Source organism: Micromonospora sp. 050-3, assembly GCF_046549335.1.
Lineage (GTDB): Bacteria > Actinomycetota > Actinomycetes > Mycobacteriales > Micromonosporaceae > Micromonospora > Micromonospora trifolii.
In genome coordinates this window covers 325,663-339,308 of sequence record NZ_JAJPVX010000001.1, presented here as the reverse complement: position 1 = coordinate 339,308, position 13,646 = coordinate 325,663, and the positions used below count along the sequence as shown (strand labels likewise).

The window sequence follows — 13,646 nt, the reverse complement described above, 5'->3', positions numbered from 1 at the left end:
GTGATCCGCTTCCGGTGACCGGCCGAAAATCCGCCGGGCGAGGGGATGGTCCGCGCTCAGCCGGTCGCCTTGCGGGCGGCGCTGCGGGCCCCCCTGGGGGCGGTGGCCCGGGCGGCGACCGGGCGGGCCGGAGACTTGCGGGCGGTCACCTTGCGGGCCGGTGCCTTGGCCGCGACGGTCTTCTTCGCCGGGGCCTTCTTCGCCGCTGCCTTGCGGGCGGTGGTCGACGAGGTACCCGTCGCCTTCGCGGCCGGGGCCTTCTTGGCCGGCGCCTTGCGCGCGCCGCCGCTGGGGCGGGTCGACGCGGTCTTCTTCGCCGCTGCCGTCTTCTTCGTCGCTGTCTTCTTGGCGGCGGACGCCTTGGTCGCCACCTTCCGCGCCGGGGCCTTCGCCGCGGTGGTGGTCTTGCGCGCCGGGGCCTTGGCGGCGGTGGTGGTCTTGCGCGCCGGGGCCTTCGCCGCGGTGGTGGTCTTCCTCGTTGCCGAGGCGGTGGTCTTCTTCGCCGCGCTCACCGTCTTCTTCGCCGTACCGGTGGTCTTCTTCGCGGCGGTGGTGGTCTTGCGCGCGGTCGACGCCGGGGCCCGCTTGGCGGCGGTGGTTGTCTTGCGGGTGGTGGTCGAGGCCTTCGCGGGGGCCTTCTTGGCCGCGGCGGTGGTCTTGGTCGTGGCCTTCTTCGCGGGGGCCTTCGTGGCCGCCGTGGTGGTCTTCTTGGCCGGGGCGCGGCCCGCCCCGCCGGCGGCCTTGCGGGCCGGTGCCTTCGCGGCAGCCGCTGTGGACTTGCGCACGGGGGTGGTCCGGCTCGCCGCCGTGTTCCGCTCCGCCGCGGCAGTCTTCTTCGCGGTGGTGCGTCGGGCGGCCGGGCGCTTGGTGGCCTGCTGTGCTTCGGCCATCGTGGTTCCCTCCTCGGGGGACGTGCTCTCGCGTGCGTCCTCGCGGAGCACGAAATACCTCGGCGCGAGCCGTCCCGCGCCGCCTATCTGTCGTCCCCGGCCCAACGAGCGTCCTCGGCATCCCACGCCTCGTTCCGCTCCTGCACTCGTTGCAGGGCGTTCTCCGCGTCGGCCGCCGAGTCGTACGGGCCGAGAACGTGCTTCGCCGGACACACGTTGGCGTCCGTCTCGACCCGGTGATGCCGGGTGCACCAGTAGAACTGCCCACCACGTTCGCTGTCGCTCATGGGAATCACTGTGCACCGCGATCCGGCCGGCCGCCACCGGATCGCACAAGTCGCCGACGATCTCCACAGTAGATATGCATTGCGTTCGTCGGGCCGAAATGGCGAAACGTGTGGGACTGGAACTTCAGAAGATGCGCAGGTGAGCCTCACTGTTGGGCACATCTATGATCGCCGGATGGCGACACCGGACTACATAGTGGGTTTGCGCAAGCACGTCGGCCACGACCTGCTCTGGCTGCCGAGCGTCAGCGCTGTGGTCCGCAACGACGCCGGTGAGCTGCTGCTCGGCCAGCGCTCCGACGACGGGCGCTGGTCGGTGATCAGCGGTTTCGTCGAGCCGGGCGAGCAGCCGGCCACCGCGCTGGTCCGCGAGGTACGCGAGGAGACGGGCCTGGTCGTCGCCCCGGTACGGATGTCCAGCGCCGTGTCGCACCCGCACACGTACCCGAATGGGGACCGCTGCGAATACCTGAACCTGGGGTTCCTGTGCCGGCTGGTGGCCGGCACCGCCCGGGTCAACGACGACGAGTCGCTGGCCGTGCGGTGGTTCCCGCTGGACCGGCTGCCCGAGCTGGACAAGCACGCCCTGCTGGTCATCGCGTACGCGCTGCGCGAGAACCAACTGGCCGGTTACCTGGAGCCGGGTACGACGTGGGACGACGTGCCCGACTGAGCTGCGCTGTCAGACCGACGACGGCGTCTCCGCGAGGACAACAGGTGCGGTCGGCGCCGAGCGGGCCGCCCGAATGGCGTAGGCGAGCGCGTAGGGCGTGCACGCCAGGTAAAGCATGGATTCCACCAGCGCCTGATCGGTGATGAGGAACATCTCCCACGGGGTGGGCCGGGGCAGGCCGAAGTTCCAGTCGGTCCAGCAGGCGAGCAGCCACAGCGGCGCGGAGATCCGGTCGACGGTGTCGGCCGGCATTCCGTCGGCGGAGAGGACGCCGGTGCCACCGGGGATGGTGTCGACCACGAGGAGGATCACCGCGAGGTCAGCGGCGACGAGCGCGCCGAGGATGCCCACCCACCAGGCCGCGCGGACGCGGTCTCGGGCGGCGAGGCTCGCCGCGGCCCAGAGGACCAGCGTCAGGCTGGCCAACCAGAACAGCACTCCGGGTGCGGCGCGGGCCAGGTTGTCGGCGTCGGTGAGGTACAGGACCAGGGTGACGGCCACGCCGACGGGGAGCACCAGGCCGAGTGCGATGCGCAACGGGCCGTCGAGCGCGTTGTACCGCGCCCAACGCGCCGCGAACACCGCCAGGAGCGCCGCGAACCCAGCCGTGAGCGTCGACCAGAGCGGCAGTTGCACACGCGTCGACCAGCTCACCCACATGCTCAGCCAGGTATAGACGAGATTCATGGCCAGCACGCTGCCGACCACGATCACGATGCAGGCGATTGGGGACAGCAGCAGGGCGGCGGCGGTACGGCGGGCCCGCCGGTGCATCATGCTGCGGTCGACGAGCGGGGCGCCGGCCCGGCTGACGGCCAGGCTCATGGCGAAGCCGACCATCTTCGTCCAGCGACCATTCTCGGCGAGGACGTGCAGCTCGGCGCCCCATTCGCGGCGCAGGTCGTCGCGGGCGTCGGTTGGCCAGCGGCGCGCGGCCAACTCCAGCAACAGCTCGGCGATCCGGCGGGTCACCATGCCGGCGCTCCGGTGGTTGCTCCCGTTGTCCTCACCCGTTCGCCGCTCGAGGACCCCGATGGGGCCTTTCACTCGCCTTGTATGTCCAGCCCGTGGCGCTGCCCGTCCGGACCAGAGCGACCGGCGTGGTGGGTGCCGACCGGGCCGCCCGGATGGCGTACGCGAGCGCGTACGGCGTGCAGGCCAGGTAGAGCATGGGTTCCGCCCGCACCTCGTTGGTGACGATGTGGAAGATCTCCCATGAGATGGTGGGCTGGGGCAGGCTGATGTTCCATTCCGTCCAGGTGGCGAGGAGCCACAGCGGCGAGGAGATCCAGTCGACGCCGCCCAATGGCGTCGGACTGCTGACCGGGCCGGCGCGACCGCCCGCCGCGATGACGTCGACGACAGCGAGAATCACCGCGAGGTCGGCGGCGGCGAGTGCGCCGAGGACGCCCACCCACCAGGCTGCGCGGAGTCGATTCCGGCCTGCGAGGCTCGCCGCGGCCCAGAGGGCCAGCGTCAGGCCGGCCAACCAGAGCAGCAGCCCGGGTACGAAGGTGACCAGCTCGTCCGGGGAGATGGCAGCCAGGAACACGACAGCGGTCACGCCGATGGGAAGCACCACGCCGAGCGCGATGCGTAGCGGCCCGTCGAGTGCGGTGCGCCGGGCCCAGCGCACGGCGAACACCGCCAGCAGCACCGCCAACCCGACGGTGAGCGCCGTCCAGATCGGCTTCTGCACCCGCTCGTACCAGTCCTGGGTCACCATGCGCTCGATCGGCATGAGGGCGTACGCACTGACGAGCACGATTCCGACGCAGGCGATCGGGGACAGCAGTAGTGCGGCGGCGGTGCGGCCGACCCGACCGCGCATCAGGCTGCGGTCGACGATCGGGGCACCGGCCCGGCTGACGGCTAGGCTCACCGCGAAGCCCAGCATCCTCGTCCGGTGACCGCTCTCGGCGAGCACGTGCAGCTCGGCGGCCCACTCGCGGCGCAGGTCATCGCGAACCTCGGTCGGCCAGCGGCGCGCGGCCAACTCCAACAGCAGCTCGGCGGCCCGGCGGGTCACCACGCCGGCGCTCCGGTGGGCTCGGTGCCGCCCCACGAACGACGGCCGTCGGGGATCGCGGCACGCAGGTCGGCGAGCGCCTGGCGGGCCTGCGCCACCCCGACGGCGGTGAGCCGGTAGTAGCGGCGGGCCGGCCGTCCGGCCGCGACGGGATCGATCGCCTCCCAGTCGGCGGCCAGCCAGCCGGCCCCCTGCAACCGGTGCAGCACCGGGTAGAGGGTGCCGCTGGGCAGGCCGGTCAATCGCATCAGGTCGAGCCCGTAGCGCTGCTCGTCAGGCTCGGCGAGCAGCGCCGCGAGCACCTTCGCGACCGGAATCGTCATCCGCATCCGGCCACTCTATCGGAACTCTACATAGGGGTGGGTACCCGTTCGACGGGAATCCACAGCTCGGCGTCCGCCTGGGTGCCGTCCGCCGACACCCGGACCCGGGAGATCTCCGGTCCAGGTCGGCTGCGGTACGGGTTGGACGGAAACCACTGGGTGAACACGTCACGCCACAGGTACTGCACCGCCTGCGGAAACGCACCGGAGGTGGTGAACACCGCCCACGACCCGGCCTGCACCGGCAGCGCGTCCAGGTCCTCCGGCGGCGCGGCGCTGGTCACCACCCCGTGCCAGTAGTCCAGTTCGGTGCCCTCCTGCCGGCTGTCGGCGAGGTTGTCGCTGACGTTGACGATCCCCTTCGGCTCCTGATCGGAGAGCGCCTCGATCCGCTCGGTCGTCTCCTTGTCGATGCTCCGGATGAACGCGACGATCGCCGGGTTCATCCCCTCGTGCACCAGCGGGACCCGTGCCTTGCGCCCCACCAGCGCGAACGCGTCCTTGTCGACGATTCGGTACTCCATGCTGCCGCTCCCTTCGACTGTGAGTCGGAAGGACATCCGGGGCTGGGCGCGCAACGCTGCCCCCGTACGCCGGGCTTCTCCGGGGCCCACGCCGTGCACGGCGTGGAACGCCCGGGCAAACGCCTCCGCCGAGCCGTAGCCGTAGTGCACAGCGACGTCGAGCAACGTCCGCTCCCCCGCCAGCACGTCCGCTCCGGCGACGGTGAGCCGACGCCGACGGATGTACTCCGACAGCGGCATCCCGGCCAGTGCGGAGAACAGCCGCCGGAAGTGGTACTCCGACGTCAGCGCGATCCGCGCCAGCTCGGCGACCTCGATCTTCTGGTCGAGGTGACGCTCGATGTACGCCATGGCCTCGTTGAGCCGATCCAGCACCCGGGCCTCCTTCCCTTTCGAGCACTGACGCTAGGTCGGGGGGTCGGTCGCCCACCCGACATCCGATGCCCGCATCGGTCGGGTGCTGCCGCACCGATCGTCGTGTCGTAGCCTGGCGGACTTTGCTTTCCGAGGAGGTTGACGTGGCCGAGTATCCGCAGAACGTCGTGCAGCGCTTTCACGGCACCCCCGAACAGGTCGACGCCGGCCTGGTGGGCGAACCGCCGCGGACGTGGGAGTCCGTCGTCATCGAGGAGTACGACATGTCCTGGGCGCAGCGGTTCGTCGCCGTCCGTTCGTCGCTCACCGCAGCGCTGGGTGGGCTGATCATCGGGGTGGAACACGTCGGGTCGACAGCGGTGCCGGGGCTGGCCGCCAAGCCCGTCATCGATGTCGACCTCGTCATCGAGGACACCGCCGAGGAGGCCGCCTATCTCCCCGCCCTGGAACGGCTCGGGTACCGGCTCGTCCTTCGGGAGCCCTGGTGGCACGGGCACCGGATGCTTCTCAGCCCCGCCGAGGACGTCAACCTGCACGTCTGGCCGCAGGGTGCGCCGGAACCGATCCGGCACCGGCTCTTCCGCGACTGGCTGCGTTCGCATCCGCACGACCGGGAGCGGTACGCCGCTACCAAGCGCCGCCTCGCACGGGACACCGCGCACCGGCCCCGCGCCTACAGCCTCGCGAAGAACGACATCATCGACGAGATCTACGCGCGCATCTTCGCCGCCTGATGACCCCACGTCGCCGACGGCCACGCGTAGATCTTGGACAGTTTCCGTTATCAGCTAACGGAAACTGTCCAAGATTCGGCCGTGGGCCGGTGCTGTGAGCCTGCCAGTGACCATCAGCGGGTTCAGCGCGGCGGCTGCTGCATGATCCAGGTGGGCACGGGCTCCGACAGGAAGCCCGCCACCTCCCAGCCGGCGCGGCGGTACAGCTCGACGTTGACCGGGTTGCTGGTCTCCAGGATCGCCGGCAGGCCCTCGGCGGCGGCACGGGCCAGCCCGGCCCGCATGACGGCACGGCCCCAACCGCGTCCGGCGCTGTCGGGGTGGGTGCCCAGGACGCCGAGGTACCAGAACGGGAACGTCGGCAGGGCGGCGTGCACGGCGTCGTCGTAGCTCTGGACGCGGGCCAGCACGTCGGCGGGGTAGTGAGCGGCGAGCCCGCCCTCCGGTGACCCGGTCGGCGACCCCGCCGGTGGCTCCCAGATGGCGACCGACGCGCCCCCACCGAGCGTCCAGATCGACGACTGGTGCACCCGCTTGTCGAAGAGGTGCCCGAAGAAGGCGGCGGCGTACCGCGGATAGGTTTCCTCGTCGGGGAAGAGGCACCGCAGGATTGGATCCTTGACGAACGCGGCTACCAGCGATTTGACCACCGCGTCGCGGTCCGCTGGGGTGGCGATGGTGATCTCAGGCGTTGTCACAGCAGTCGACACTATCCGGAAAAGCGCCTTGACCCTGACACTGTGGCGGGCCGGAGACTGGCCTCATGGACCTCGATGACTACCGGAGACACTCCCCCTACAGCGACCCCGGTCGGCACGGCGGGCTCCTCGGCGCCGTGGCGTCCGACATTCCCACAGTGGCGGCGACCGCCCGCAACGTGATCGTCCACTACCGCGCCGGCGGCGTCGAGCTGCCCGACGACCGGCTGGACGAGGTGAACCTCCGCTGGGTGGACCGCGTACTCGACACCGACCAGGCCCGATTTCCCCTGGCGCTGAGCGCTGAGCGCCCGGCCGTGGACCGGGTGGCCGGCTGCTGCCGGGACCACACACTGCTGTCGGTCTCGATCCTCCGTCAGCACGGTATTCCCAGCCGCAGCCGGGTCGGCTTCGCCTCGTACTTCGTGCCCGGCTGGCACCACGACCACGTCCTGGTGGAGTACTGGAACGGCGACCGGTGGGTGTGGGCCGACCCGGAGCTCGACCCGGCCCGCGACTGGGGGTTCGACGGCTACGCCATCGACCCGAAGGCCGGCCTCTTCGACTCGGCATCGCGGGTGTGGTCCGCGTACCGGGCTGGGGCGATCGATCCCGACGTCTACGGCGTGAGCCCGGAACTGCCGATCCGAGGCGACTGGTTCATCCACGACTACGTCCTGCTGGAGCTGGCCCACCGGCAGAAGGACGAGCTGCTGCTCTGGGACAGCCTTGACGCGATGACCGACGACGTCGCCACCGCCGACCTCACTCTCGTGGACGAGATCGCCGCGTTGCTGCTCGCCGCCGACGACGGCGACGAGGCCGCGGAGAAGGCGCTCGCCGACCGGTATGCCAGCGACGCCCGCCTGCGCCCCGGCTCCCGGGTGGAAAGCGTCTCGCCGGTCTCCGGCACCGTCAGCATGGTCGACCTGCGCCGCTGAGCGGGCCAGGCGTGTGTCGAAGCCCGGCCAGGGATTCGACACACGCCCTACCCGAAGGTGAAGGCGTACGCCTCGGCGCCGGGCTCGCCGAACGTGATCTCCAGGGTCCGCTCCCGGACCGCGCCGTCCTGGCGGACGAGCTGGTAGAGCCGGCCGTCCTGGAGTACGCCGTTGCCGTCGGCGTCGACGTCGACGCCGTGTGACGGGCCGGGAGCCGCGCCGTCGAGCGATACGCGGAACGGGATCGACTGCCCCGTCCCGGGGGCCAGCACGAGATGCGCGTCGCGGGCGTGGAACCGGAAGGCGATGCCGCCGCCGGCCCCGTCCAGCACGACGTTGTCCGAGCCGATCGTCCACTCCCCCGCCAGCGCCCACTGGTTGAGGCCGAGGCTCTCCGGCACCTGGTAGGCGCGGCGTTCGTCGAGCGCCGGGCCGTTCGGCGACGCGAAGTGTTCGCCGCGACTGAAACCGAGGTACGTCTCGGGCGTCCGCAGGGTGCCCCAGTCGGCCTCCGCCTCCGGGCCGAGTCCCTTGACTGGTACGGGTTTCCGCTCGATGCCGAGCAGTTGCTGGAGCACCCGCTCGGACTGCTCGTAGCGTCCCTCGCCGAAGTGGTCGTCGCGGATGACGCCGTCGGTGTCGACGAAGTAGAGCGCCGGCCAGTAGTTGTTGGCGAAGGCGCGCCAGATCGCGTAGTCGTTGTCGACCGCCACCGGGTAGTCGATCGATCGGGCCGCCACCGCCCGCCGCACCCAGTCGACCTCGTGCTCGAATCCGAACTCCGGGGTGTGCACCCCGATGACGACCAGCCCGTCGTCGCGGTAGGCCTGCGACCAGGCACGCACGTACGGCTCCTGGCGCAACCAGTTGATGCAGGTCAGCGTCCAGAAGTTGACCAGGACGACGCGCCCACCCAGGTCGGCGGGGCCGAGTGGCTCGGAGTTGAGCCACTCGGCCGCCCCGTTCAGCGGGGGCAGGTGCACGGCCATCTAGCGCAGCGACCGGAAGGCGGTGCGAAGCTCCTCGGAGAAGATCTTCGGCTGTTCCCAGGCCGCGAAGTGCCCGCCCACGTCGAGCTTGTTGTAGTAGACGAGGTTGGAGTACGCCTGCTCGGCCCAACTCTGCGGCGCCTCGTACAACTCGTCGGGGAAGACGCTCACCGCGACCGGGACCTTCACGCCCTTGGCGGCGAAGAACGACAGCTTGTTCTCCGCGTAGAGACGGGACGCGGAAACCGCTGTGTTCGTCAACCAGTAGAGCGAGATGTTGTCCAGGATGTCGTCGCGGGTGAGGCCAGCCTTGGCCCCGTCGAAGACCTGCGAGATCAGGGCCAGACTCTTCGCGTCGTGGTCGAGCAGGAAGGACGCCAGGCCGACCGGAGAGTCCGCCAGCCCGGTCAGCGTCTGGGGCCGTGTCGCCATCATGAGGGCGTACGCGACGTGTTTCCAGACGAAGTTGACTTCCTCGGCGGCACGCATTTCGTCGTCGGAGAGCCCGGACGGCAGCGAGCCCATGGCGTTGTTCGCGCCGGTGGTGTCGCCCTGGAACAGCAGGTCGATCTCGGGTGGGACCGCACCGGGCATGTTGGTGTGGATGCCGAGCAGTTCCGGAGGCGCCTGGATGCCCATCTGGTCGACGATGACAGCGCCCCAGTCGCCGCCCTGCGCGACGAACCGGTCGTAGCCGAGCCGCTTCATCAGCTCCGTCCACGCGGTCGCGATCTTCTGCGGGTTCCACCCCGACTCGGTCGGCTTGCCGGAGAAGCCGTGGCCGGGCAGCGACGGGATCACCAGGTGGAAGGCGTCCGACGCGCTCCCGCCGTGCGCCGTCGGGTCGGTGAGCGGCTCGATGATCTTCATCTGCTCGATCACCGAACCCGGCCATCCGTGGGTGACGATGAGCGGCAGCGCGTCCTCGTGCTTCGAGCGCACGTGGATGAAGTGGATGTCCACCCCGTCGATGGCGGTCATGAACTGCGGTACGTCGTTCAGCCGCGCCTCGACAGTGCGCCAGTCGTACTCTTTCTCCCAATAGCGGGCGACGGCCTGAATGGTCGCGAGTGGCACGCCCTGCGACTGGTCGTTCACCGTTTCCTTGTCCGGCCAACGGGTTGCCTTGATGCGCCTCTTCAGGTCATCAAGGTCGGCCTGAGGAATGTCGACCGAGAACGGCCGAATCTCCGTGGTGCCCGGACGAGTCTTGGTCTTGACAGCCATGCGTGTTTCCTCTCCGTCTAGGTTTGCGCCTCGCGAGGAGAAATCATGGGGTGAAAGGCTGCCCGGACTTATGTGCTGCCAACGATTGGGCACGCCGCCGCCATATCTCGGAGCCTAGAACGCCGCACAGGTTGCTCGTGGCGATACGAGCAGCCCTCTCATCTGTCAGCTCCGGGGCCCGCGACGGCGTGTTCGGCGGCGCGGCTGACCTGCTCCCAGCTCGCCCAGGTGTCCATCCGTCGGCGGGCGATGTCGAATGCCAGGTCGTAGACCATGCTGCCGAGCAGGAGGCGCAGCGGGGGCTCGTCGCTGTCGACCAGTTGCAGCAGCGCCTCGGCGGCCAGCCGGGGTTCGCTGTCGATCGACCCTTCCGCCCACTGCCGCTCCAGCTCGGCGCGTAGTGGCGCGTAGGCGTCCATCGGGGTGGTGGCACGCACGCTGGTGTAGAGGTCGGTCCAGTATCCGCCCGGCTGCACGATGCTGACGGTGACGTCGAAGGCCGCCGCCTCCATCGCCAGCGCCTCGCTCATGCCCTCCAGGGCGAACTTGCTCGCGCTGTACAGGCCGGTGCTCGGGAAGCCGCCTAGCGCGGCGATGCTGGAGACCTGCACGATGTGGCCGGACCGTTGGGCGCGCAGGTGCGGCAGCACTGCCTGGCCGACCCAGAGCGCGCCGAAGAGGTTGACCTCGAACTGGGCGCGCGCCTCGGCCTCGGTGAACTCTTCGATCATGCCCATGGACAGGGTTCCGGCGTTGTTCACGACGATGTCGAGCCCGCCGAAGTGCGCGACGGCGGTGTCCACCGCCGCGATGACCGCCGCGCGGTCGGTCACGTCGAGGGTCAGTGCCAGCAGCCGGTCGGCGTACTTCTCGTCGAAGTCGGCAGTGGCGATGGTCCGGGCGGCGGCGACCACCCGGTCACCCCGGTCGAGGGCGGCGTCGGCGAAGGCGCGGCCCAGGCCGCGGCTGGCACCGGTGATGAACCAGGTACGCATCTGTTCTCCAAGCACTTCAAGACGAGACGGTCCGTCTCGCGATGTGCCGAGACTAGGTCCGCGGTGGCACCGCCGTCAAGACGATACGGTCCGTCTCGTCTGCTGCTATCGTTTTCGCCCATGACGCCCAACACGGCCCGCCGGAGAGAAACCTCCCGACGCGCCATCCTCACCGCGGCCTTCGACCTGCTCCAGGAAATGGGGTACGCGAAGCTCAGCATCGAGGGCATCGCCGCGCGGGCCGGCGTCGGCAAACAGACCATCTACCGCTGGTGGCCGTCGAAGGGCGCTGTCATCTTCGACGCCTTCCTCATGCTCAGCGAGGCCACCGAGGGTGGGCCGCCGACGCTGCCGGACACCGGTGACCTGGCGGCGGACCTGACACTGGTGCTGCGCGCGACGGTCGAGGAGATGAACGACCCCCGGTACGAGCAACCGATGCGGGCGCTGGCCACCGAGATCGCGCTCGACCCCGAGCTGGCCGCGGCGTACGCCGAGCGGTTGGACGGGCCGTTGAAGGAGGCCAAACGGCAGCGCCTGCGCAGCGCCCAGCGGGCCGGTCAGATCGCCGACGACGTCGACCTCGGCGTGGCGGTGGACATGATCTGGGGGCCGGTGCTCAACCGCTGGCTGCAACGCAGCGGGCCGCTCACCGCCGAGTACGCCGACCTCGTCGTCGGCACCGCCCTCAACGGATTGCGCCCCCGCCGATCCGGCGAGTGACGATTGGTGGGACGGCTTTGCGCTGCCACAGCGCGGTGCGGCAACATCAGGCGCCGTGACGGCACCAGGCACGACCCCCGACAACGACACCCCGGCCGGCGAAACCGGCACGCTCCGGTCGAGTCGACGGGTCAGACACTGGTTAGCCGGCGCCGGTGTCACCGCCCTGGCCGCCGTCCTGGGCATCACCCTCGCCGTCCGCGGGGGCGCCACCCCGGCCTGCGCCGCGCCACCGACGGGCAACGCCGTCCACAAGGGAAAGGCCAGCTTCTACGACGCGGGCCGCTCGGGCGGCAACTGCTCCTTCCCCGGTCCTCCGGCGGACCGGCTCTACGTGGCCCTCGGCGCGTCCCAGTACTCCGGATCGGCGGCCTGCGGCAGTTACCTGGAGGTGACCGGTCCGAAGGGCAAGGTCCGGGTCATGGTGATGGACCAGTGCGGCGGCTGCGGATCCAGCAAGATCGACCTGTCCACCGAGGCGTTCACCAAGATCGCCGATCGGTCGCAGGGCATCGCGTCAGTGACGTACCGGGCGGTGGTGAACCCGCCGCTCGACGGAGGGCTCACCTTCCGGATGAAGGGCGGCGCCTCGAAATACTGGTTCGCGGTGCAGGTCGGCAACCACGGCAACCCGCTCCGCTCGGTCGAGGCGAAGGGACTGGGCGGCGGCTTCCGCAAGGCCGCCCGGCAGAGCGACAACCACTGGACCATCGAGGGCGGGATCGGCCCCGGACCGTACAGCATCAGGGTCATCGACGTGTACGGACGCCAGACGACCGCCACCGGCATTCGCCTGGTCACCAAGCAGGTGCAACGCAGCACGGCCACTCTCGCCAGCGCCTCCCCCACGCCCAGCAGCTCACCCTCGGCCCCGCCGAGCCCCACCATCGCGCCCTCAGCGACGCCGACGGAGTCGGCCGCACCGACGGCGACTGTCGAAGCGCTCGCTGGTGCCGCCGTTCCACTCGACCGCCCCGGCTGCTGACCGCTTGACCTTGAGTCACCCGGTCGCGGTGCCGGAATAAGCGGCGGCTGGCCGAGGTTCGCGCTGGCTAGACTGCCCCGGTGGTCGACGTCCTGAGGCTGGAGCCGCTGCTGTTCCCCGCCGAATTCACGGCGCACCGCATGCGAATCCTCGTCAACGGCCTCGACGTTGTTGCGACCGCGTACCCGACAGACGGCTTTCACGGACAGCCGGTTGCGGGATTCACACCCTCATCGGTGCTGGGACCGGGCGGGCTTACTGTCGCCCCGGAAGCCCGAGAGGTCGCGGTAGGCGGATCCGACATGGGCGAGGACCGGCTGACAGTCCACGTCCGTCAGGCCGGCTCTGAGGTGATCTGGGACCGCTGGCGTCTGACGGTCATCGAGAGGGTGCACAAGGAAGGGCCGGAGCTCGGGCTGGGCAGCTTCCGGTTCGACTCGCACGCGTACGCGGAGGAGATAGCCCAGGCGACGCAGCGCGCTACCCGAGCGTGGCCAGCCCGGTTGGTTGCCGAGAACCTTGAGGCCACGCTGTGGCGCGAGGGGTGGGACCAGGACGGCGGAGCCTGGATCCGCAGCTACGTAGCGATCCGCGCGCCCGAGGATCGTCCGGACGTGGTCGAGATCAGCTACTACGCCCGCGACCTGAGCGGGCAGCGTTATGCAGTACCGGGAAGCTACGTCGTGACCTTCCCGGTCGACGGTTCCGACCCGGACGTTCAAGCCCAGGCCATCGCACACCGGCTGGGTCAGGAAGACCTCAAGCCGAATTCGGTCCACCAGCCTCCTCGACGACGAAAGCCGGCTGGACGAGACACGGCAAAGTCTCCGTCGTGAACGAAAGCCAGGGCGACGAGGAGGATCGGTTCCGCGATCCGTTGGTCAGTCTGTACGAGCTGGCAGCCGAGGACATCTACGTCGTCTGCCCACGCTGTGGGCACCGGGCGGTCAACGCCCCACAGCCGAACAACAGTAGGTGGGTGGCCTCGTGGCCCCGTCGACTCACGTGCCCGGGGTGCGCGTACTCAGCGTTCTGGTCCCCACAGGGATCTCAGGTCTCGTCCTGGAACGGTCCAGCGGATCCGTTCTTCCACCTGCCCCTGTGGCTGAGGGCCCAATGCTGTGGCGGGCACACGCTCTGGGCGTTCAACCGCGCCCACCTTGACCTCCTGTCAGGATACATCGGCGCTCGACTTCGGGAGCGGGGCCCGCAACCTGGTGGCATGACGCTGGTGGCACGTCTGCCGAACTGGC

The 13,646-nt window shown here is 69.9% G+C and carries 16 protein-coding genes; 6 read left to right on the top strand and 10 right to left on the bottom strand.

The window, feature by feature from the left end; all coding sequences use genetic code 11:
• Positions 1-56: 56 nt before the first annotated feature.
• On the bottom strand, positions 57-890 hold the full coding sequence (locus ACLJOK_RS01665) for a histone (protein WP_410815681.1): 834 nt from the start codon (positions 888-890) through the stop codon (positions 57-59).
• 83 nt (positions 891-973) lie between these two features.
• Positions 974-1,177 (bottom strand): hypothetical protein, encoded by a 204-nt coding sequence (locus ACLJOK_RS01660; RefSeq protein WP_030330129.1) that lies wholly within the window; start codon positions 1,175-1,177, stop codon positions 974-976.
• 175 nt (positions 1,178-1,352) lie between these two features.
• Between ACLJOK_RS01660 and ACLJOK_RS01655 the strand changes: the two genes are divergently transcribed.
• A complete protein-coding gene (locus ACLJOK_RS01655; RefSeq protein ID WP_410815680.1) occupies positions 1,353-1,850 on the top strand; it encodes an NUDIX hydrolase in 498 nt (165 codons plus the stop codon).
• Between the two features lie 9 nt (positions 1,851-1,859).
• Here the strand turns inward: ACLJOK_RS01655 and ACLJOK_RS01650 are convergent, their stop codons facing one another.
• The 4 genes from ACLJOK_RS01650 to ACLJOK_RS01635 are packed head-to-tail and all read right to left on the bottom strand — an operon-like array spanning position 1,860 to position 5,101.
• On the bottom strand, positions 1,860-2,825 hold the full coding sequence (locus ACLJOK_RS01650; protein ID WP_410815679.1) for a hypothetical protein: 966 nt from the start codon (positions 2,823-2,825) through the stop codon (positions 1,860-1,862).
• 31 nt (positions 2,826-2,856) lie between these two features.
• Entirely contained in the window at positions 2,857-3,882 is a 1,026-nt protein-coding gene (locus ACLJOK_RS01645) for a hypothetical protein (RefSeq protein WP_410815678.1), read from the bottom strand.
• Positions 3,876-4,208, bottom strand: coding sequence for a PadR family transcriptional regulator (locus ACLJOK_RS01640; protein ID WP_354942460.1), 333 nt, complete (start codon positions 4,206-4,208; stop codon positions 3,876-3,878). Before ACLJOK_RS01640 ends, ACLJOK_RS01645 begins: the two co-directional genes overlap by 7 nt.
• Before the next feature lie 20 nt (positions 4,209-4,228).
• Positions 4,229-5,101: an AraC family transcriptional regulator gene (locus ACLJOK_RS01635; protein WP_112620297.1), complete on the bottom strand. Its 873-nt coding sequence runs from the start codon at positions 5,099-5,101 to the stop codon at positions 4,229-4,231.
• Positions 5,102-5,244: 143 nt separating this feature from the next.
• On the opposite strand from ACLJOK_RS01635, the gene ACLJOK_RS01630 reads away from it, so the two are divergent.
• Positions 5,245-5,835: a GrpB family protein gene (locus ACLJOK_RS01630; RefSeq protein ID WP_410815676.1), complete on the top strand. Its 591-nt coding sequence runs from the start codon at positions 5,245-5,247 to the stop codon at positions 5,833-5,835.
• A gap of 122 nt (positions 5,836-5,957) precedes the next feature.
• Here the strand turns inward: ACLJOK_RS01630 and ACLJOK_RS01625 are convergent, their stop codons facing one another.
• Positions 5,958-6,533 carry a GNAT family N-acetyltransferase gene (locus ACLJOK_RS01625; protein ID WP_410815675.1) on the bottom strand — a complete coding sequence of 192 codons (576 nt, stop codon included), beginning with the start codon at positions 6,531-6,533 and terminating at the stop codon, positions 5,958-5,960.
• Between the two features lie 65 nt (positions 6,534-6,598).
• Here ACLJOK_RS01625 and ACLJOK_RS01620 point away from each other — a divergent pair, with 65 nt between their 5' ends.
• Positions 6,599-7,474 (top strand): transglutaminase domain-containing protein, encoded by an 876-nt coding sequence (locus ACLJOK_RS01620; RefSeq protein ID WP_410815674.1) that lies wholly within the window; start codon positions 6,599-6,601, stop codon positions 7,472-7,474.
• Between the two features lie 47 nt (positions 7,475-7,521).
• On the opposite strand, the gene ACLJOK_RS01615 is transcribed toward ACLJOK_RS01620, so the two are convergent.
• From ACLJOK_RS01615 to ACLJOK_RS01605, 3 genes are all read right to left on the bottom strand, one after another.
• Positions 7,522-8,463 (bottom strand): redoxin domain-containing protein, encoded by a 942-nt coding sequence (locus tag ACLJOK_RS01615; protein WP_410815673.1) that lies wholly within the window; start codon positions 8,461-8,463, stop codon positions 7,522-7,524.
• Positions 8,464-9,690 carry an epoxide hydrolase family protein gene (locus ACLJOK_RS01610; RefSeq protein ID WP_410815671.1) on the bottom strand — a complete coding sequence of 409 codons (1,227 nt, stop codon included), beginning with the start codon at positions 9,688-9,690 and terminating at the stop codon, positions 8,464-8,466.
• A gap of 158 nt (positions 9,691-9,848) precedes the next feature.
• Positions 9,849-10,685, bottom strand: coding sequence for an SDR family oxidoreductase (locus tag ACLJOK_RS01605; protein ID WP_410815670.1), 837 nt, complete (start codon positions 10,683-10,685; stop codon positions 9,849-9,851).
• Positions 10,686-10,805: 120 nt separating this feature from the next.
• On the opposite strand from ACLJOK_RS01605, the gene ACLJOK_RS01600 reads away from it, so the two are divergent.
• The 3 genes from ACLJOK_RS01600 to ACLJOK_RS01590 all read left to right on the top strand — a co-directional run bounded on the left by ACLJOK_RS01600 (position 10,806) and on the right by ACLJOK_RS01590 (position 13,229).
• Positions 10,806-11,408 (top strand): TetR/AcrR family transcriptional regulator, encoded by a 603-nt coding sequence (locus tag ACLJOK_RS01600; protein WP_410815669.1) that lies wholly within the window; start codon positions 10,806-10,808, stop codon positions 11,406-11,408.
• A 55-nt stretch (positions 11,409-11,463) separates the two neighbouring features.
• Entirely contained in the window at positions 11,464-12,393 is a 930-nt protein-coding gene (locus tag ACLJOK_RS01595) for an expansin EXLX1 family cellulose-binding protein (protein ID WP_410815667.1), read from the top strand.
• An 80-nt stretch (positions 12,394-12,473) separates the two neighbouring features.
• Positions 12,474-13,229 carry a hypothetical protein gene (locus tag ACLJOK_RS01590; protein ID WP_410815666.1) on the top strand — a complete coding sequence of 252 codons (756 nt, stop codon included), beginning with the start codon at positions 12,474-12,476 and terminating at the stop codon, positions 13,227-13,229.
• Positions 13,230-13,646: the final 417 nt, after the last annotated feature.